At 68.1% G+C, this 20,238-nt stretch carries 16 protein-coding genes; 10 read left to right on the top strand and 6 right to left on the bottom strand.

The genetic code is table 11. The annotated features are described in order from the left end of the window. The first annotated feature begins 27 nt into the window (after positions 1 to 27). From AWB95_RS09445 to AWB95_RS09455, 3 genes are all read left to right on the top strand, one after another. Complete coding sequence (locus AWB95_RS09445; protein WP_062538676.1) at positions 28 to 744, top strand: MBL fold metallo-hydrolase; 717 nt, start codon at positions 28 to 30, stop codon at positions 742 to 744. A 63-nt stretch (positions 745 to 807) separates the two neighbouring features. Next, positions 808 to 1,635: a hypothetical protein gene (locus AWB95_RS09450; protein ID WP_062538675.1), complete on the top strand. Its 828-nt coding sequence runs from the start codon at positions 808 to 810 to the stop codon at positions 1,633 to 1,635. Between the two features lie 26 nt (positions 1,636 to 1,661). Beyond that, positions 1,662 to 2,357, top strand: coding sequence for a crotonase/enoyl-CoA hydratase family protein (locus AWB95_RS09455; protein WP_062538674.1), 696 nt, complete (start codon positions 1,662 to 1,664; stop codon positions 2,355 to 2,357). Positions 2,358 to 2,364: 7 nt separating this feature from the next. On the opposite strand, the gene AWB95_RS09460 is transcribed toward AWB95_RS09455, so the two are convergent. The 3 genes from AWB95_RS09460 to AWB95_RS09470 are packed head-to-tail and all read right to left on the bottom strand — an operon-like array spanning position 2,365 to position 4,614. Further along, positions 2,365 to 3,360: a patatin-like phospholipase family protein gene (locus tag AWB95_RS09460; RefSeq protein ID WP_062538673.1), complete on the bottom strand. Its 996-nt coding sequence runs from the start codon at positions 3,358 to 3,360 to the stop codon at positions 2,365 to 2,367. Then, a complete protein-coding gene (cynS, locus tag AWB95_RS09465; RefSeq protein WP_444542992.1) occupies positions 3,357 to 3,815 on the bottom strand; it encodes a cyanase in 459 nt (152 codons plus the stop codon). The genes AWB95_RS09460 and cynS overlap by 4 nt, the downstream gene beginning before the upstream one ends. A gap of 16 nt (positions 3,816 to 3,831) precedes the next feature. Beyond that, on the bottom strand, positions 3,832 to 4,614 hold the full coding sequence (locus tag AWB95_RS09470) for a class I SAM-dependent methyltransferase (RefSeq protein WP_062538671.1): 783 nt from the start codon (positions 4,612 to 4,614) through the stop codon (positions 3,832 to 3,834). A gap of 46 nt (positions 4,615 to 4,660) precedes the next feature. Here AWB95_RS09470 and recC point away from each other — a divergent pair, with 46 nt between their 5' ends. From recC to AWB95_RS09495, 5 genes are all read left to right on the top strand, one after another. Then, positions 4,661 to 7,909, top strand: a complete 3,249-nt coding sequence (gene recC, locus AWB95_RS09475) for an exodeoxyribonuclease V subunit gamma (RefSeq protein ID WP_062538670.1) — start codon at positions 4,661 to 4,663, stop codon at positions 7,907 to 7,909. After that, positions 7,909 to 11,166, top strand: coding sequence for an exodeoxyribonuclease V subunit beta (recB, locus tag AWB95_RS09480; RefSeq protein WP_062538669.1), 3,258 nt, complete (start codon positions 7,909 to 7,911; stop codon positions 11,164 to 11,166). The genes recC and recB overlap by 1 nt, the downstream gene beginning before the upstream one ends. Then, positions 11,163 to 12,875 (top strand): exodeoxyribonuclease V subunit alpha, encoded by a 1,713-nt coding sequence (recD, locus tag AWB95_RS09485; protein WP_062538668.1) that lies wholly within the window; start codon positions 11,163 to 11,165, stop codon positions 12,873 to 12,875. The genes recB and recD overlap by 4 nt, the downstream gene beginning before the upstream one ends. A gap of 304 nt (positions 12,876 to 13,179) precedes the next feature. Further along, the gene (locus AWB95_RS09490; RefSeq protein ID WP_062538667.1) at positions 13,180 to 13,977 is read left to right on the top strand and encodes an SDR family NAD(P)-dependent oxidoreductase; all 798 of its coding nucleotides are present in this window, start codon (positions 13,180 to 13,182) and stop codon (positions 13,975 to 13,977) included. 158 nt (positions 13,978 to 14,135) lie between these two features. After that, complete coding sequence (locus tag AWB95_RS09495; RefSeq protein ID WP_062538666.1) at positions 14,136 to 14,975, top strand: NYN domain-containing protein; 840 nt, start codon at positions 14,136 to 14,138, stop codon at positions 14,973 to 14,975. Here the strand turns inward: AWB95_RS09495 and AWB95_RS09500 are convergent. Further along, positions 14,972 to 15,907, bottom strand: a complete 936-nt coding sequence (locus tag AWB95_RS09500) for a class I SAM-dependent methyltransferase (RefSeq protein ID WP_062538665.1) — start codon at positions 15,905 to 15,907, stop codon at positions 14,972 to 14,974. The two genes, AWB95_RS09495 and AWB95_RS09500, sit on opposite strands and share 4 nt — an antisense overlap. A gap of 31 nt (positions 15,908 to 15,938) precedes the next feature. Between AWB95_RS09500 and AWB95_RS09505 the strand changes: the two genes are divergently transcribed. After that, complete coding sequence (locus AWB95_RS09505) at positions 15,939 to 16,655, top strand: TVP38/TMEM64 family protein (protein ID WP_062538664.1); 717 nt, start codon at positions 15,939 to 15,941, stop codon at positions 16,653 to 16,655. Between the two features lie 9 nt (positions 16,656 to 16,664). On the opposite strand, the gene AWB95_RS09510 is transcribed toward AWB95_RS09505, so the two are convergent. Both AWB95_RS09510 and AWB95_RS09515 read right to left on the bottom strand, forming a co-directional pair. Next, the gene (locus AWB95_RS09510) at positions 16,665 to 17,063 is read right to left on the bottom strand and encodes a type II toxin-antitoxin system VapC family toxin (protein WP_062538663.1); all 399 of its coding nucleotides are present in this window, start codon (positions 17,061 to 17,063) and stop codon (positions 16,665 to 16,667) included. Then, a complete protein-coding gene (locus AWB95_RS09515; RefSeq protein ID WP_062538662.1) occupies positions 17,060 to 17,305 on the bottom strand; it encodes a type II toxin-antitoxin system VapB family antitoxin in 246 nt (81 codons plus the stop codon). The genes AWB95_RS09510 and AWB95_RS09515 overlap by 4 nt, the downstream gene beginning before the upstream one ends. 167 nt (positions 17,306 to 17,472) lie before the next feature. Between AWB95_RS09515 and AWB95_RS09520 the strand changes: the two genes are divergently transcribed. Further along, positions 17,473 to 20,025: an SEC-C metal-binding domain-containing protein gene (locus tag AWB95_RS09520; RefSeq protein WP_420799425.1), complete on the top strand. Its 2,553-nt coding sequence runs from the start codon at positions 17,473 to 17,475 to the stop codon at positions 20,023 to 20,025. The last annotated feature ends 213 nt before the right edge of the window (positions 20,026 to 20,238 follow it).

Here is a 20,238-nt window from a genome sequence, read left to right on the forward strand (position 1 = left end):
GCACACAGCGCGTCGTAGTCTGGGGGCGTGGCTGACTCGGACCGCTTGTACTTTCGCCAACTGCTTTCCGGACGCGATTTCGCCGCCGGCGACATGTTCGCATCGCAGATGCGCAACTTCGCCTACCTGATCGGCGACCGCCAGACCGGCGACGCCGTGGTGGTCGACCCGGCCTATGCGGCCGGGGATCTGCTCGACGCGCTCGAGGCCGACGGCATGCATCTGTTCGGGGTGCTGGTCACCCATCACCACCCGGATCATGTCGGCGGGTCGATGATGGGCTTCGAACTCAAGGGGCTGGCCGAGCTGCTGGAACGCGCCAGCGTGCCCGTTCACGTCAATTCCCATGAGGCGCAGTGGGTTTCGCGGATCACCGGGATCTCCATGGGAGATCTGACCGCACATCAGCATGGCGACAAGGTCAGCGTCGGCGACATCGAGATCGAGCTTCTGCACACCCCCGGTCACACGCCGGGCAGCCAGTGTTTCTTGCTCGACGGCCGGCTGGTCGCCGGTGACACGCTGTTTCTGGAAGGCTGCGGACGCACCGACTTTCCCGGCGGGGACTCCGACGAGATGTATCGCAGCCTGCAACAGCTCGCGCAGCTTCCCGGCGACCCGACGGTGTTTCCCGGGCACTGGTATTCGGCCGAGCCGAGCGCGTCGCTGTCGGAGGTCAAACGCACCAACTACGTGTACCGGCCCGCCAACCTCGATCAGTGGCGCATGCTGATGGGCGGCTGAGCGGGCCTTTAAGATCGCACCAACGTAGGACCACACGGCGGCCAAGGCGGAGGGTGGATTCTCTTGAGCTGGATCCAGGACCGCTGGCATGAGCTGGTCACGGCGGGCTCGACAACCTGGTTGGCGTTGGGTACCTGGGCCGTGCTCGCGGTCGGGGTGTTCGCGCTGTTCTGGGCCAATCGGCAGGTCCGGCGCGACCGCGAGCTGTCCGTCGAGGAGACCCGTCCGCACGTCGGGATGTTCATGGAGCCGCACGCCGCGGATTGGCACGTGATGGAACTGGTGGTGCGCAACTTCGGCAGGACCGCGGCCTACAACATCCGCTTCGCGTTTCCGCACCCGCCCACCGTCGCCGCCTACGAGAACACCTCCGACGGCTACGCGGACGTCGTCGAACTGCACCTGCCCGACGAGTTGGCGACGCTGGCGCCGAACCAGGAATGGCGCACGGTGTGGGATTCGGCGATCGAGCGTGCCGAACTCGGCGACGACATCGAGTCCCGTTTCACCGGCACGGTGACCTACTACGACCGCCCGGACGCGCGGCCGCGCTGGAAGTTCTGGCGGCCCGCCCGGCGCCAGTTCGAGACGCAGGTGGTGCTGGATTGGGGTGCGCTGCCGCCGGTTCAGCGGGTCGAGCTGATGTCGACGCACGATTTGGCCAAGCGGGAAAAGCAGAAGCTGGAACTGCTGCGCGGCGTGCTGAGGTACTTCCACTACGCCAGCACCGAGCCCCGCCCCGACGTGTTCCGCAGCGAGATCGAACGGATCAATCGCGCGGCGGACGAAAACCAGCGACGGTGGCGCGCCCGCCAGCAGCTCGACGACCCGACAGACGTCCACCTGCGCTGGGGCCAGCCCGAACAGGCGGTCGGCAAGCACCGGGTCTGACTGGCGCCGTGGTTCAATCGACTCCCATGGGCAGCCCGGTCAGTTATCGCCACGACGAAGCCATCGCGGTCATCACGATGGACGACGGCAAGGTCAACGCGCTGGGCCCTGCCATGCAGCAGGCGCTGAACGACGCGCTCGACAACGCCGACCGCGACGACGTCGGCGCCGTGGTGATCACCGGAAACGACCGGGTGTTTTCCGCCGGGTTCGACCTGAAGATCATGACGTCCCGCGAGGCGCAGCCGGCGATCGACATGCTCCAGGGCGGATTCGAGCTGAGCCACCGGCTGCTGTCCTACCCCAAGCCGGTGGTGATGGCCTGTACCGGCCACGCGATCGCGATGGGCGCGTTCCTGCTGTCCAGCGGCGATCATCGGATTGCCGCGCCGGCCTACAACATTCAGGCCAACGAGGTCGCGATCGGCATGACGATTCCCTATGCGGCCCTGGAGATCATGAAGCTGCGGCTGACGCCGTCGGCGTATCAGCAGGCCGCCGGGCTGGCCAAGACGTTCTTCGGCGAAACCGCCGTCGCCGCCGGCTTTGTCGACGAGATCGTGATGCCCGACATGGTGCGCGACCGCGCCGTGGAAGCCGCGCGCGAATTCGCCACCCTGAACCAGAAGGCCCACGCCGCGACGAAGTTGCGGACCAGGGCCGACGCGTTGACCGGCATCCGCGCCGGAATCGACGGCATGGCGGCGGAGTTCGGGCTGTAACGACCAGCTAGGGCCGTCGATAGCTTTCCCGGTACTGCGTCCAGTTCCAGGTGGACAGGAACGCCTGCGCCGCCTCGTAGCCTTTCTGGTAGAGCGCTTCCATCTGTTCCCGCGAGATGTCGAAGTCCAGGAAGCCGACGTTGGTGGAGTCCACCCGGATCGCGCGGGCGCTGACCCACGGCTGGTTGAGGTAGGCCTGATCACGACCGACGATCATCGTGGTGATCAGGTCCTCGAGCAGCGTCGGGCCGCCGAGCCAGTGCAGGGGTTTCAGCGCGGGGATCACTTTGTCGTTGCCCTGCGGCAGGTTCGGGAGCACGGTGATGCCGAAGGTGGGCCAGCGCGGCGGTTTGCCGTCGGGCCGGTCGAACGAATCGATCGGGAAGTTCGACAGCATGCCCCCGTCGACCAGCGTCGACGTCAGGCCGCCGGCGCTTTTGAGTTTCACCGTGCGGAAGAAGAACGGGATCGACATCGAGGCCCGCACCGCGTCGGCGACCTGCTGCTCGTCGGGGTCCAGCCCGTAGAGCCGGCGGTAGTCCCACGGCAGCCGGACCAACTGGCCGGTGGTCACGTCGGCCACGGTGACCACCAACCGGTAGCGCCGCTCCGGCAGCACGTAATCGTCGTCGAAGGCCAGATCCCCGAAAGTGCTGACCCCGAGGTTCTTCAGCTCGGAGCGGATCCACTCGTGCGCGAAATCGCCTTTGTAGATCCCTTCTTCGCTGAGCAGGCCCCAGGCCGGGCCCAGCAGCGGGATTCGTTCGATCGGTCCCGCGTCGAGGAATTTGCGGTAGGGCACCGTCATCGTCAGGTGCCTGACTTCTTCCGGAGTCAGCTGGTCGTAGCCGGCGGCCAGGATCGCGCCGACGATCGAGCCGGCCGATGTGCCCGAGACGCGCGGGATTTGGTAGCCGGCCTCCATCAGTGCGACGACGGCGCCCACCAGGCCGATGCCCTTGACACCGCCACCGGACAGCACAAGGTCTGTGGTGTTGTTCACTGAGCCCCTCCCGAAACCCAGTCGTAGGGAAGGAATTTCCCGTCGAACGTCACCACCACCCGATCACCCGTCGGGTGCGGCTTCTTCTCCACCTCGACGCTGAAGTTGATCGCGCTCATGATCCCGTCGCCGAACTGCTCGTGGATCAGCTCCTTGATTGCGGGCCCGTAAACCTGAAGGGCTTCGTAGAAGCGGTAGATGGTCGGGTCGGTGGGCACCGCGGTGGGCAGGCCGCCGCGCATCGGCACTGCGGCCAACACCGCGACGGCCGACTCGTCGAGCCCCAGCATGTCGACGAGCACCTTGCCCAGTTCGGTGGGAATGGGATGCTGTCCCAGCAGCGCGGACGTGGTCCACACCACCGGCCGGCCGATGGCGTCGGCCAGCTCCTGCCAGGTCAACCCTTTGGCCAGGCGCGCGACGACGATCTGTTCGGTGATCTCGTTTCTGGTCATGCCTACCAGCATGCTCCTAGCCCGGCTTGGTCGCCGTCACCAGACGCGTCGCGGCCCAGGGGCCGCCGTACCACATCCGCCAGCCGAGATTGCGGCGTTGCACGTCGCACCACCCGAGTTCGCGTAAATGAGCGGCGTGGCGCCGGGTCTCCCACAGGTCCGCGATCGCGAGACGACCACTCGGGCGCAGCACCCTGACCGCCTCGCGCAGCGCCTGCCGCCGACCGTCGCGCGTCGGAATGTTGTGGATCGCAAGGCTGCTCACGATCACGTCGAAACTGTTGTCGTCGAAGGGAAGCACGGTCATGTCGGCGGTGCGGACCTCGACGCGGTCTCCCACCTTCTCCAGGTCCGCGTTTTTCAGCGTGGCCGACGGCGAGTTGTCGGTCTGGTCGGCGCGCCACAGGTCGATGCCGATCGCGTGACCGCGCGGAAGCCGCTTGGCCGCCGCCAGCAGTACGGCGCCGCGACCGCAGCCGAGGTCGAGCACCGTCTCGTCGCCCCGCAGCTGCAGCTCGTCGAGAATCCGTTCCCACACCACGAACTTGCCGGCCCGCGTGGCGTAGAGGTAAAGCGTTGTGTGGGCGGCGATTCCAAGCCCCCCGGCGCCGGCCAGCGCTGCCTTGTGCCGCTTGCCCTTCGCCCAGCTGACCGCGGCCCACAGCAGCAGCGCAACGGCTTGGACAGCCAGACCACCGAACTGCACGCCCGCCGGCACGGTCTTGAACGATCCGTCGATCCCGTACTCGCCCTTGTGGCGCACAGTGCGCCGCGCGCGAATCGCATCCCAGGTTTCCATCTCAATCGCTCCCTCGTCCGCCCCGGCCGTCTAGGGTGGCACCCCAATGGCGCTTCATCTTCACCGTGCCGAACGTACCGATTTGCTCGCCGACGGGCTCGGTGCCCTGCTGGCCGACCCGCTGCCCGACCCGTTCGCCGAGGAACTGGTGCTGGTCCCGGCGCGCGGGGTCGAGCGGTGGCTGAGCCAGCGGCTCGCGCAGAGGCTCGGGGTGTGCGCGGGGGTGACATTCCGCAGCCCGGCTTCGCTGATCGCCGAGATCACCGGGACGGTCGACGACGATCCGTGGTCGCCGGAGGCCCTGACGTGGCCGCTGCTGGAGGTCATCGACTGCTCGCTCGACGAGCCGTGGTGTCGCACGCTGGCAACGCATCTGGGCCACTGGGACGACGACGACCTGCGCCGCGGCCGGCGCTATTCGGTGGCGCGACGGCTCGCGGGACTGTTCGCCTCGTACGCCCGGCAGCGTCCGCGGCTGCTCGTCGACTGGCTCGACGGGCGCACCGCGGACCTTGATGCCGACCTCGCCTGGCAACCGAAATTGTGGCGGGCGCTGGTGGCGGCGGTACCCGCCGACCCGCCGCACATCCGGCACCACAAGACCGTCGCCCGGCTGCGCGAGGGCCCGACCGACCTGCCGGCGCGGCTGTCGTTGTTCGGGCACACTCGGCTGGCCTGCACAGAGGTGGAGCTGCTCGACGCGCTGGCCACCCACCACGACCTGCACCTGTGGCTGCCACATCCCAGCGACGAGCTGTGGCGGGCATTGCAGGACGTGCACGGCGCGGTGCCCCGCGGTGAGGACACCAGCCGGCACGCGGCGCGGCATCCGCTGCTCGAAACTCTCGGCCGGGATCTGCGCGAGCTGCAACGCGGCCTGCCGGCTCACCCTGCGACCGACGAATACCTCAGCGGCGCAACCAAACCCGGCACACTGTTGGGCTGGCTGCAGTCCGACATCGCGGCCAACGCCGTGCAGCCAGAAGGCCGCGTCCTTGCCGCCGGCGATCGCTCGGTGCAGGTGCACAGCTGCCACGGACCGGCCCGGCAGGTGGACGTGCTGCGCGAGGTGCTGCTCGGCCTGCTGGAAGACGACCCGACGCTGGAGCCGCGGGACATCGTGGTGATGTGCCCGGACATCGAAACCTATGCGCCGTTGATTGTCGCCAGCTTCGGGCTCGGTGAGAGCGCCGGCGGCAGCCACCCGGCGCACCGTCTGCGGGTTCGGCTCGCCGACCGTGCGCTCACCCAGACCAACCCGTTGCTTGCGACGGCGGCGGAACTGCTCGCCATCGCGGGCACCCGGGCCACCGCCAGCCAGGTGCTCAACCTTGCCCAAACCCCGCCGGTGCGTGCGCGATTCAGGTTCACCGACGACGACCTCGAGGCCATCACCGATTGGGTCCGCGACTCCAACATCCGGTGGGGCTTCGACCGCGACCATCGCGCGCCCTACGGCCTCGACCACATCGTGCACAACACGTGGCGGTTCGGGCTCGACCGCATTCTGGTGGGCGTGGCGATGTCCGACGACTCCCCGGACTGGCTGGACACCGCGCTGCCGCTCGACGACGTCGGCAGCAACAAAGTGGAGCTCGCCGGCCGGCTCGCCGAGTTCGTGGCCCGGCTGCAATCGGCCGTCGACGCGCTCAGCGGGCTGCGGCCGTTGACCGAGTGGCTGGACGCGCTGCGCGATGGGGTAGCGAGACTGACCAGCTCGGAGGAAGCGTGGCAGGCCGGCCAGCTGCAGCGCGAGTTCGCAAACGTGTTGCAGGAGGCTGGTTCTCGGGGTGACACACTTTTGCGGCTGCCCGACGTGCGTGCGCTGCTGGCCGGGCATCTGGCCGGACGGCCCACCCGGGCCAACTTCCGCACCGGCACACTGACGGTGTGCACCATGGTGCCGATGCGATCGGTCCCGCACCGGGTGGTGTGCCTGGTCGGGCTCGACGACGGGGTCTTCCCGCGGGTTCACCTGCCCGACGGCGACGACGCGCTGGCCCGCTGTCCGATGACGGGTGAGCGCGACATTCGCTCCGAGGACCGGCAATTGCTGCTCGACGCCGTCTGCGCGGCCGGCCAGACCCTGGTGATCACCTACACCGGCGCCGACGAACACACCGGTCACCACCGCCCGCCGGCGGTGCCGCTGGTCGAATTGCTCGACGCGCTGGACCAGACCACCGAGCAACCCGTGCGCGGACGTATCGTCGTCGAGCATCCGTTGCAGCCGTTCGACCTTCGCAACGTCACGCCCGGCGCCCTGGTGCCGGAGAAGCCGTTCACGTTCGACCCCACCGCGCTGGTAGCGGCGAAAGCCGCCGCCGGACAACGACATCCCAAACGCCCGTTCCTGGCGCGTCCGCTGGCGGAGCCACCGCAAGACGATGTCGTGCTGGCCGACCTTCTCACGTTCTTCAAGGACCCGGTCAAGGGTTTCTTCCGCGCGCTCGATTTCACCCTGCCGTGGGACGTCGACGAGGTCAAAGACGACATGCCCGTCGACATCAATGCCCTGGAAACGTGGACGGTGGGCGACCGGATGCTGCGCGACATGTTGCGCGGTCTGCACCCCGACACCGCAGCGCACCGCGAGTGGCGTCGCGGAGCGCTGCCGCCCGGCCAGCTCGGGAAGCGCAAGGCGTGCGAAATCCGCGACGAGGCAAAGCAACTCGCCGCGGCTGCCCTGAGGCTTCGCCAGGACGACCCAGACGCGCACGATGTCGACATCGGCCTGGACGGCGGGCGTCGGCTCACCGGCACCGTGGCGGAGGTCTTCGGCGACCGAACGGTGTCGGTGACGTATTCCAAACTCAACTGCAAGCACCTGCTGCAGGCCTGGATTCCGTTGGTGGCGTTGGCGGCGCACCAACCGGACCGGCCGTGGCGGGCGTCGTGCATCGGCCGCGACAGGCGAGCCAACCGGATCCTGCACCGCGTCCTGGTTCCGCCGCCGGACCCGGTCGGGGTGCTGCGCGACTTGGTGCTGCTCTACGACAACGGCCGGCGTGAGCCACTGCCGCTGCCGCTGCGCACCTCACACGCGTGGGCCGACGCCCGTGCGTGCGGCAACGACCCGTTCGATGCCGCGCTGCGGCGGTGGAAATCGACCAACTACTACAAGGGGGAAGCCGAGGACGAGGCCCACAAGTACGTGTGGCCGCATCGCCGGCTCGAGGACATCCTGGGCACACCGCGTCCCGGTGAGGAGACCGACGGCGAGAACACCCGGCTGGGTGCGCTGGCCGCGCGGCTGTGGCTGCCGCTGATTCGGGCCGAACGGGAACCGGACTGATGGACAGCTTCGACCTCCTTGGCCCGCTCCCCGCGCCCGGAACCACGACAGTGCTGGAGGCCAGCGCCGGCACCGGCAAGACGTTCGCGCTGGCCGGGCTGGTCACCCGCTACATCGCCGAGGGCATCGCAACCCTCGACGAGATGCTGCTGATCACCTTCAGCCGCGCCGCCAGCCGGGAGCTACGCGAACGGGTCCGCGGCCAGATCGTGGAAATCGTTGCAGCGCTGTGTGGTTCGCCCGACGATGCGCCCAACACGTTCGTGGCCTATCTGTGCCGCGGCAGCGCCGCCGAACGAGACCAACGCTGCAATAGGCTGCGTGACGCGCTGGCCAACTTCGACGCGGCCACGATCGCCACCACGCACCAGTTCTGTCAGCTGGTGTTGCGCTCGCTCGGGGTTGCCGGAGACACCGACGCCGGCGTGACCTTGGTGGAGAGCCTCGACGACCTGGTCACGCGAATCGTCGACGACCTGTATCTGGTGCACTTCGGATCCGACCGCGACGAGGCAGCTCTGACCCACGCCGACGCGCTGAAGCTGGCCCGCGCGGTTGTCGCCGATCCGTGCGCCGAGCTGCGACCCGAGGATCCGGATCCGGAATCCGTTGCGGCAGTGCGGTTGCGGTTCGCCCGCGATGTGCTCGACCAACTCAAGGTACGCAAACGTCGGCTGGGCATTCTCAGCTACGACGATCTGCTGACCCGACTCGCCGACGCGCTCGAAGACGACGACTCTGACGCCCGCGACCGGATGCGCACCCGCTGGCCGATCGTGATGGTCGACGAGTTCCAGGACACCGACCCCATTCAGTGGCAGGTCATCGACCGCGCTTTCAACGGTCACTGCACGCTGGTGCTGATCGGCGATCCCAAGCAGGCGATCTACGGGTTCCGCGGCGGCGACATCTACACCTATCTGAGGGCCGCCCGCACGGCCGCCCAGCAGTGCACGCTGAGCGTGAACTGGCGCAGCGACAAGGTTCTCGTCGATTCCCTGCAGACCGTGCTGCGCGGCGCCGCGCTCGGCGACCCGGACATCGTCGTGCGCGACGTCGAGGCACACGTCACCGAACACCGACTGCACAACGCGCCACGGAATGCGCCGTTTCGGCTTCGGCTGCTCACCCGCGCGATGTTCGGCCGTTCGGGCACCGCGACGATTCCGATCGCCGCGCTGCGGGACTACATCCCGGCTGATCTCGCCGCCGACATCGGGGCGCTGCTGGCCAGCGACGCCACCTTCGACGGCAATCCGGTGCAAGCCGGCGACGTCGCGGTGATCGTCGAGAGGAGCGACGACGCCCTGGCGTGCCAGAAAGCGTTGGCAGCAGCCGGGATTCAAGCGGTCTACACCGGAGACGCCGACGTGTTCGCCTCCGACGCGGCCAAAGACTGGCTATGCCTGCTCGAGGCGTTCGACCAGACGCACCGCGACGGCCTGGTCCGTGCGGCCGGGGCGACGGTCTTCTTCGGCCACACCGCCGACGACCTCGCTGCCGGCGGCGACGAGCTGACCGAGCGGCTGGCCGCCACCCTGCGGGACTGGGCCGACCATCTGCGGGCACGCGGACCGGCCGCGGTCTTCGAGGCGGCCCAAATTGCCGGGCTGGGCCGTCGGGTGCTCGGCGAGCCGGGCGGCGAGCGGACGATGACGGACCTCGCACATATCGCCCAGTTGCTGCACGAGGTGGCGCATCGGCAGCGGTTAACCCTTCCCGCACTGCGTGATTGGCTGCGCCGGCAGCGCGAGGAGCGCGACGGCCCGCAGGAACGCAACCGTCGCATCGACAGCGACGCCGCCGCGGTACAGATCATGACGGTCTGGGGCGCCAAGGGCCTGCAGTTCCCGATCGTCTATCTGCCGTTCGCCTTCAACCGGCACGTGTTCGTCGACGAGATTCCGCTGTTTCACGACGACGGTGTTCGCCGCCTGCACGTCGGTGGCCCCGAGAGCGCCGACCGCTTGGACATCGCAGCGCTCAGCCGGGCGGAGGCGGCGCGCAACGACATCCGGCTCACCTATGTGGCGCTGACGCGGGCGCAATCGCAGGTGGTGACGTGGTGGGCCCCGGCCTGGGACGAACCGAATGGTGGCCTGTCGCGGCTGTTGCGAGGACGGCGGATCGGCGAGGCGCAGGTGCCGGATTCCTGTGAGCCCAAGACGATTTCCGACGACGCCGCCCTGGCGCTGATGCGCGAATGGGAAGCCGCGGGAGGGCCGGTGATCGAGGAGCCGTCGGTTACCGGCGTCGCGCCGGTTCCTCCCCCTGCACCGCCGACCGACCTTGAGGTGCGGCATTTTCACCGGTCGATCGATACCACGTGGCGGCGCACCTCGTATTCGGCGCTGATCCGGGGCGTCGAGGCGACCGGGGTGAGCAGCGAGGCCGAGGTCACCGCCCGCGACGACGAGGTGGAGGTGGTCCCTGCCGGTGCGCCGGGCGACGCGGGCGTGCCGTCGCCGATGGCCGAGCTGCCGTCGGGGGCAACGTTCGGGTCGCTGGTGCATGCGGTGCTAGAAAACGCCGACCCGTCCGCTGTCGATCTGGCCGCCGAGCTCGAAGCGCAGGTGCGGCTGCACTCGACGTGGTGGCCGGTCGACGCCGAACCCGCTGCGTTGGCCGCTGCGCTGGTGCCGATGCACGACACACAGTTGGGTCCGCTGGCCGCCGGTCTGACGCTGCGCCAGATCGAGGTGGCAGACCGCTTGCGGGAGTTGGACTTCGAGATTCCGGTGGCCGGCGGCGATGCACGGGACCCGAGGTTGGACGTTCGGCTCTGCGACGTCGGCGCACTGCTGCGCGACTACCTGCCCGCCGACGACCCGTTCGCGCGCTACGGGGAGCGGCTGGTCTCCGACGGCCTCGGCGGCCAGTTGCTGCGGGGCTATCTGTCCGGGTCGATCGACGTCGTCCTGCGGTTGCCCGGGCACCGCTATCTGATAGTCGACTACAAGACCAACTTCCTCGGCGTGACCGCAGCGGATTACAGCCCGCCGCGGCTGACCGAGGCGATGCTGCATTCCGACTACCCGTTACAGGCCCTGCTGTACCTGGTTGTGCTGCACCGGTTTTTGCGATGGCGGCAGCCGGGCTATGACCCGTCGGCGCACCTCGGCGGGGTCTTGTACTTGTTTGTGCGGGGCATGTGCGGTGTGGATTCACCGGGGGCCGGGGTGTTCAGCTGGCAGCCGCCGGCCGGGCTGGTGCCGGCGCTGTCGGATCTGCTCGACGAGGGGCGGCAGCCCGCATGACGGTGACCGACATCGAGATGGCCATCGGAGCGTCCGGGCTGTTGCGCGAATTCCACGAAGCAGGCTTGCTCGAGATCGCCGACGTCCATGTGGCCCAACGGGTTACCGAGCTGGCCAACGGGTCTGACGAAACGGTGGCTTTGGCGGTGGCTTTGGCGGTTCGGGCGCTGCGGGGCGGATCGGTGTGCGTGGACTTGACGACGGTGGCGGCCGATTCCGGGGATCTTCCGTGGCCGTCGCCTTCGGACTGGCTGAACGCCGTGCGCACGTCCGGCTTGGTGGGCACGCTGTTGCGGCTCGATGACGACCGGCTCCTGTACCTTGACCGGTATTGGCGCGAGGAGGAGCAGGTCTGCACGGACGTACTTGGCCTCCTGGCATCCGGAGAAGCAGTCGAAAGCCCCGCCGTCGCACGGCTTTTCCCGGCAGGCTACGAGGAGCAGCGGGCCGCAGCCGAAATCGCTCTGGCGCAGTCGGTTACGGTGCTGACCGGCGGTCCGGGCACCGGGAAGACGACGACGATCGCGCGGCTGCTGGCACTGCTCGCGGACCAGGCGGAGCTCTCCGGTCGGGCGGGCTTCCGGATCGCGCTGGCGGCGCCGACCGGTAAGGCAGCGGCACGATTGACCGAAGCGGTGAAGGCCGAAGTCGACAGACTCGACGACGTCGACCGTGACCGCCTGACCGGCCTGCAGGCGGTGACCCTGCACCGGCTGTTGGGTAGCCGGGCCGATACGTCGGTGCGGTTCAAGCACAATCGCGGCAACCGGCTGCCGCACGCGGTGATCGTCGTCGACGAAACGTCGATGGTGTCGCTGACCATGATGGCCCGGCTGCTGGAAGCGGTGCGCCCGGATGCCCGGCTGATCCTGGTCGGCGACCCGGACCAGTTGGCGTCGGTGGAAGCCGGGGCCGTGTTGGCGGACCTGGTGGACGGTCTTTCGGCGCGCGCCGACGTACGGGTGGCGGCGCTGCGGACGTCGCATCGGTTCGGCGCGTCGATCGGCGCGTTGGCGGACGCGATCCGCGGTGGCGACGGCGACCGCGTGGTCGAGCTGCTGCGGGCGGGCGACGAGCACATCGAGTGGATCGACGATGCGGACCCGACGGCGCGGTTGCGGTCCATACTGGTCCCGCATGCCATCCGGCTGCGCGAGGCCGCCACGTTGGGGGCGGATACGGTTGCGCTGGCGACGCTGGACGAGCACCGGCTGCTATGCGCGCACCGGCAGGGGCCGTTTGGCGTCCGGCACTGGAACCGGCAGGTGGAGCAATGGCTGTCCGAAGAAACCGGCCTGCCGCCGTGGTCGGAGTGGTACGCCGGACGGCCACTGCTGGTGACGGCCAACGACTATGCATTGAAGATCAACAACGGTGACAGCGGCGTGGTGGTGTCGGGTCCGGATGGCCTGCGGGCCGTCATCTCCGGCGCCGCTGGGCCGCTTGACTTTTCGACCAGCCGACTGGCCGACGTCGACACGATGCACGCGATGACGATCCACAAATCCCAGGGCAGTCAGGTCGACGAAGTCACGGCGCTGATCCCGTCGGAGGATTCGCGGCTGTTGACACGAGAGTTGTTCTATACCGCGGTGACTCGCGCGAAGCGAAGGGTGCGCGTGGTGGGCTCAGAGGCGTCCATCCGTGCTGCGATCGAGCGGCGGGTGGCGCGAGCGGGCGGATTGGCGAAGCGACTGAGGGCGGTCTAGTGCTTCGCTCGTTTAACCACATCTGCCACAGGAGTCTCCGCTCCGAGGCATGACCCAATGTGCCTGCCTCACAGCGACAACCGGGTCAATCTCGGGTTGGGCGGACGCCGGATCGGGCACTTGTGACACTGCCGTCTTTTTAGTCACACCCGTTACGGCAAATTCGCGTGTTTCACCATGCCCGGCTACGCGCGACAACGGGTCGGTTGTCGCTCAGAGCCGGGCATCAGCATCCGGATTTCTAGAGACTCCTGTGATCGCCTGCCCATTGCCTCTGGCGCTGAAGCGCGCCTAGGCTCCCGCCATGACACTTCCTCCGCCGTCGGCAGAGTCGGTCGCCGTGGTCACCGGAGCGTCCTCCGGCATCGGCGAACAATTCGCCCGCCAACTCGTGGCGCGCAGCTACCGCGTCGTCGTCACTGCCCGCCGTGAGGACCGGCTGCAAAAGCTGTGCACGGAACTGGGCGGCGACGAGCACGCCGTCGCGGTGGGCACCGACCTCGCGGTGCCGGAAGACCGAGACCGGTTGGCCGCGCGGATCGACGAGCTCGGTGCCCAGGTCGACATCCTGGTCAACAATGCGGGGCTGGGCATCTACACCAAGTTCGGCGCCGAGGGCCGCGACAAGGAACTGCAGATGTTGCGGGTCGACGTCGAGGCGGTGGCCGACCTGATGCTGCGCTACCTGCCCGGCATGGTCGATCGCGGTCGCGGCGCGATCATCAACATGTCGTCGGTGTCGGGGTTTCAGCCGGCGCCGTACAACGCTGGCTATGCCGCGGCGAAAGCCTATGTGCTGTGGTTGTCGGAGGCCGTCAACGCCGAAGTCGCCGGCAGCGGTGTGACGGTCACCGCGGTCTGCCCCGGCCCGGTGCCGACGGAGTTTCAGTCCGCCAACGACGCCGATTTCCTGGTCGACCGGATGCCGTCCTTCGTCCGGGTTTCGGCCGAGCGGGTGGTTGCCGACGCGCTGAAGGCCGCCGAGCATGGACACGCATCGGTGGTCCCTGGCGGGCCGCATGTGCGAGCGTTCCTCGGATCGTCGCGGTTCGTGCCGACGCCGTTGGCGTTGCCGGTCGTCGCGCGAATGTACAAGCGCTAGAGGCATATTCGGCCGCAGGTCGACTGAGCACCCGAGAAAAAGCATCAGCCGGGCAGTGGGCGTCGCGTCACCGAAACTTAACTCATTGCGAAGCGTTTCGGCGTGTCGCCGCAACATATCAGTGTCGCGGCAGCTTGGAGCGGTGACAGACTGGGCGCATGACAGCTCCCGATGCGGGCCGTGTTGCGGTCTACCTCGACTTCGACAACATCGTGATCTCCCGCTACGACCAGATCAATGGCCGCAACTCGTTTCAGAAGGACAAGGCCAAGGGACTGGACAAAGACCGGCTGACGCGGGCCACCGTCGACGTCGGCGCCATCATCGACTTCGCGTCGTCGTTCGGCACGCTGGTGCTCACCCGGGCGTACGCGGACTGGTCGGCCGAGGTCAACACCGGCTACCGCGAGCAGTTGGTCGGTCGCGCCGTCGATCTGGTGCAGTTGTTCCCGGCGGCCGCCTACGGCAAAAACGGCGCCGACATCCGGCTGGCCGTCGACGCGGTCGAGGACATGTTCCGCCTGCCCGACCTGACCCATGTGGTGATCGCGGCCGGCGACTCCGACTACATCCCGCTGGCGCAGCGCTGCAAACGCCTCGGCCGCTACGTGGTGGGCGTCGGGGTTGCCGGGTCGTCGAGCCGGTCGCTGGCGGCCGCCTGCGACGAGTTCGTCACCTACGACGCGCTTCCCGGGGTTCCGGTGCCCGAGCCCGCGGAAGCACCCCGGCGACGGGCCAAGGATGCCGAGGAGCCGCTGCCGCCCGATCCGCAGGCCGCGGCCACCGGTCTGTTGACCCGCGCGCTGCGCATCGGCATGGAAAAAGACGACGCCGAATGGCTGCACAACTCCGCGGTCAAGGCGCAGATGAAGCGGATGGACCCGTCGTTTTCCGAAAAGTCGCTGGGATTCAAGTCTTTCAGCGATTTCCTGCGTTCCCGCTCAGATCTCGTCGAGCTCGACGAGAGTTCGACGACGCGGATGGTACGGCTGCGTTAGGTCCGCTGCGCGGACACGAACAGGTTCCAGGGCGCGGCCTGCTCGACGTCCTTGGCGGGTTCGCGGCCGTAGCGGGCCATCAGCTCGTCGGCCGGTGTCACCGTGACGTCCCAGTCGTGGCGGCGCAACCACTCGCCGACGTCTTCGCGCTCCTCGAAGTACCACAGCTGGTCGCTGCGGGGGACCTGGCGCTGCGGATCCACCTTGGCCATCAACTCCTGGACGCGCTCCATGCGCTCACGGCGCTGCGCGATGGCATCGGGGTCGGCGAAGTTGGGCGCGAGCGCCTCGACGCCGATCCGGCTGCCCGCGGCGGCAAGCTTTTGGATGCGGGCGAACAGCAGGTCTTGGGCCGCCGCCGGCAAGTACATCAGCAGCCCCTCAATCGACCAGGCGCTCGGAGCCGATGCATCAAATCCTGCCTGCAGCAACGCCGTTGGCCAGTCGTGGCGCAAGTCCACAGCAACCTCGACCCGGTTGCACGTCGGCTCGTGGTCCCGCAGCGTCGACGACTTGAACTCCAGCACCCTGTGCTGGTCGAGTTCGTACACCGTCGTGCCGTCGGGCCACGGCAGCCGCCAGGACCGCGCATCCAGGCCCGCGGCCAGGATCACCGCCTGACGGATGCCCGCACGGGTGGCGTCGAGGAAGAACGTGTCGAAAAAGGCTGTCCGCGAAGCGAAGTAGTCGACCAGCGACCGCATCCGCGCCGGCAACTCAGGTTCGGCTTCGACCACCTCGGCGGGCAGCTCCGGAGCCTCGTACCAGTTCCACACGCCGTCGCCGACGGTGTCGAGGAACACCCGCGCGAACGGATCGCTGATCAGCGGATTGTCGCTCTCGGTTTCCGCCGCACGGGCCGCGGCCACGCCCAGCGCCGTCGCGCCCACGCTCTCGGTGATTTCCCAGGTGTCGTTGTCGGTTCTCGCCACGCTTTGACCTTACGGAAGAATCGCGGTCAGCATGAACGACACCTCATCGACGGTATCCCGACGGCGCCACATTGTGCGGCTCGCCGTGTTCGCTTGTTTCCTGCTCGGGCTGTTCTATCTGGTCGCCGTCAGGCGAGTCATCGACGTCGAGGAGGTGCGGCGCATGATCTCGGCGACGGGACCAGCGGCGCCGCTGACTTACGTCGTCATGTCGGCCGTGCTCGGCGCGTTGTTCGTGCCGGGCCCGGTGCTGGCCGCCGGCAGCGGGCTGCTGTTCGGTCCGCTGCTGGGGATCGCCGTGACGCTGGGCGCGACGGTGGGCACCGCAGTCGTCGCGAGCCTCGTGGGTCGTCGGGCCGGCCGCGACAGCGCGCGGGCTCTGCTGGGGACCGAACGCGCCGACCGCGTCGACGCGCTGATCGACCGCGGCGGACTGTGGGCGGTCGTCGGGCAGCGCTTCGTTCCCGGCATCTCGGATGCGCTGGCCGCCTATGCGTTCGGGGCGTTCGGAGTTCCGTTGTGGCAGATGGCCGTCGGGGCGTTTATCGGTTCGGTGCCGCGGGCGTTCGTCTATACCTCGCTGGGCGCCTCGATCGCGGACCGATCGGCGCCGCTGGCCTACGCGGCGATAGCGGTGTGGTGCGTGACGGCCGTCGTCGGCGCGTTCGCTGCGCACCGCGGATATCGGAAATGGCGTGAGCATGCCGGCGCCGCCGGGGACGACGTGCCAGAGAGCGAGGCGCCCTGAGAAGCGCTCTCATCCCTCGAGCGCGGATTGAATACCTGTATGCCCGAAGTCGTCGCCCTTCCACAGCAGCGGCTCGCGAAAGTCGAGCGCCAGCGCGTATGACAGGCAGTCACCGAAGTTCAACGCGGCCGGGTGACCGCTGCCCTTGCCGAAATCTGCGTAGGCCTGACGGGCCAGCCGTGCCTGACGTTCGGTCACCGGTTCCACCACGCACTCTGCTTCCTGGAGAAGCTGGTCCAGACCCCTGCTGACGATCGGGTCCCGTTGGGCGTCGAGGACGATCCCACACTCGAGATAGCTTGCCGCGGAAAGCCTTCGGACGTTAGCACCGGCGATGGCCTGGGCATAGAGAGCGGCATCGTCCTCTTCGCTGAGGATCGCGATGATTGCCGACGTGTCAACGATCACGCCGGAAGCCCTCGCTCGTCGTAGAGAAGGTCAGCGTGGTCCAGGCGCTTCGCCTCTGAGCTCATCCGACTCGCGGTCTGGTGGCCAACGGCCAGGAGACGGGCTGCGAGATCGTCTCTCTGCAATCTGGCGAGACGTTCGTTAACCGCGGTCGCCACGGCCTGCGCCTGGGACTCACCGGTGATTTTCGCGATCTCCTTGACCGCTTCGTGGATCGACGGATCCTTGATGTTCAACGCCATGCTGGTACCTTTCTACCTTTGCGATGGTACCAGTACTCACGCTGGTTCCGCTCGTCGTGTCTGTCGCAGGTTGCACGCATCGACAAAACGTGCCCACTCGGCCGCCGTCGGACGGACCACAGGTCGGCTCGTTTCGGACCTCGCCGCTGAGCCAACCCCGGCATAGGGTGGTCGTCGTGGCTGACGCACCCGGCGAAACACTTGCGGGAATTCTGGCCGAGCACGGCCCGCTGCACGAGGACGACATCGCGCGACGCCTGCGTGAGAATGGCGTCGCCGACCCGGATGCCGTACTCAAGCAGCTCCACTACGAAATCGATTTCCCAGCACGGCAATTGGTCGACGAGCGATGGGTGTGGCTCCCGCCGCTGATGACCGGGCGGGTGCTCACCCACCGGATCGCCGCAGACGAGTTGGCCCACGACATCCTCAACGTGTGCCCGGATCTGGAGCCGATCACCACGCTCTGCGAGCACGCGCAGTACCAGCGGTTCGCCGACGGGTCGCCGGCACCAGTCGTGATGGTCGACTACGACGACGAGCTGCTCGAGGAGCGCGGAATCCCGGACGAGGCGGTCGCCGAGGGCGGTGCGCTGCTGTTGGCCCCGGGCACGCTGGCGGGGTTGAGCGTGGCCGAAGGGGATCTGGTCGGCGTGCAGCTGACTGAGCAGGGACTCGCGGCCGAACGGGTCAGCGAGACCGCGGATTCCCCGGTAGGCGAGCGACTGGTCGCGATGCTCGACGCCGACGAGCCCACCTACCTCAACGCGGCGGTATGGACGGCGTGCGTCGAAGACCCGGCATGGTTCACCGAGCCGCTGCCGCCGCTGTGCGAGATCGTCGACGACCATGGTCTGGCACGCTGCCTGGATTGGGTCGCGCCTGCCGGGTTCGACTTTGACAGTTGGCGTTTGGAGTTGCGGTGCGCGTTGCTGGCCGAGCGCCATGACCTCGATCCCGACGACGCGTTCGCGTTGTACACGCTGGTCAAGCTGTACGAGCAAATATCGGCGCTGGTCGAAGCCGCCGAGGACGAACTGCCGGCGGATTCCGTGGCCGCGGCCGGCGAAGACGCCGAGACGCCGGAGGACGACGAATTCACCGATCTCCTGGGTGAGCTGGGCGCCGCGCTCGCCGACCCGCGGCTGGCGGACCTCCTGGTTGCCGAGACGGTCGGCGTCGACAGTTCCGGGGCGCCCGCGCTGGGACTGTTCGCCGACGTGCTGGAGCCGAAGGTGCCGCGCGCGGCGCGGGTGGCGTGCCGGTGGCTGCGCGCGGTGGCGCTGGAGCGCATCGGCGACATCGAGGCGGCCGAACGTGAGCTGCTGACCGCAGAGTCGATGGATCCGGAGTGGCCGCTGCCGCTGCGTGAGCTGGCCCGCATTGCCTCCGACCGCGGCCACGTCGAGCGGGGATTGGCGTTGTTGCGCCGGGCCGGCGCCGAGCCGGACCATCCGCTGGTGGAGCTGCTCGAGCGCTACCGGCCCGAGCCTAGAACCGACCTCGGCCGAAATGAGCCATGCTGGTGCGGCTCTGGCCGCAAGTACAAGAAGTGCCACCTCGGGCGTGAGCAGCTGCCGCTGGCCGAGCGAGCGAAGTGGTTGTACGCCAAGGCTATTCAGCACGTGCTGCTGAGCGGATGGGATGACCTGCTGGCCAAGGTGGGCTACGAACGCTGCCGCTACACCGACGATGATCCCGATGTGCTGGAGGATCCGCTGGTGCTGGACGCGGTGCTGTTCGAAGGCGGCGCGTTCGAGGAGTTTCTGGAGATCCGTGGGTCGTTGCTGCCCGACGACGAGCGGTTGCTGGCGGAGCAGTGGCTGCTGGCGGAGCGGTCGGTGTTCGAGATCGAAGGCGTGCAACCCGGACGCTCCGTCACGCTGCGCGACGTGCGCACCGGCGACACCCAAGAGGTGCAGGAGCGGACGGCCAGCCGCCAGCTGAAGCCCGGGCAGCTGATCTGCGCACGTCCGATACCCGTCGGGGACGACACCATGCAGTTCTTCGGTGGGCTGGAACCCGTTGCGCTGCATCAGCGCGACCGGCTGATCGACCTGCTCGACACCGAACCCGACGCCGCCGAGCTGGTGGCGGAGCTGAGCCGCCGGTTCGCGCCGCCGATGCTGGTCAACAGCGAAGGCGATCCGCTGGCGATCTGCGAGGCCACCGTGCGCGTCAGCGACCCGGATCGGATACAGGACCAGCTCGACGACACCTACGACCGCGTCGACGGCGAGGAGCCGCCGCAGTGGTTCGAGTACGTGGAAATCCAAGGTCTACAACGGCTTCGGGCCTCGATGAGCCTCGAGGGCGGCACGCTGGACGTAGCGACCAGCAGCGAAAATCGGATGGACCGCGTGCTGGCCACGCTGGCACGCCTGGACCCCGAGATGAAGGTGCTCGACGACTTTCGCCGCCCGGTGCGCGACGCCCGTGACGCCGCCGAGCTGGCCGAGGAGTTTGGTGTCGACGACGAGGACGAGCTCGACGACGACGATCCGAAAGTGGCTGCAGCCCTTCAGGAATTCATCCGTGACTACGAGACCAAGTGGCTGGATCAGCCCATCCCGGCGCTCGACGGCCACACGCCGCGGCAGGCCGCCGACGATCCGACCCGGCGCGGCGACTTGATCAAGCTGCTGGATAGCTTCCCGTCCGGTGCAGCGGCCCGCGCGTGCATGGACGTCGACCGGCTGCGCGCCGCGCTCGGGCTGTAACGAGCGGCTTTTCAGCCGGCTACCCGGCCGCCCTCAGCCCGCCCAGATTCGAAGCAATGCCCGCGAGGGACGGGTGCCGGGCTTGGCAGTGGAATCCAGCCCGCGCGTCACACCAGTCTCAATAGTCACGCCGCAGAACCACCACCATGCAAATTGCCCGCCTCCGAGCGACAATCGTTGTGCGCCTTGAGTTGTCGCTGTGAGGCGGGCAAA

The organism is Mycobacterium celatum, assembly GCF_002101595.1.
Taxonomy (GTDB): domain Bacteria; phylum Actinomycetota; class Actinomycetes; order Mycobacteriales; family Mycobacteriaceae; genus Mycobacterium; species Mycobacterium celatum.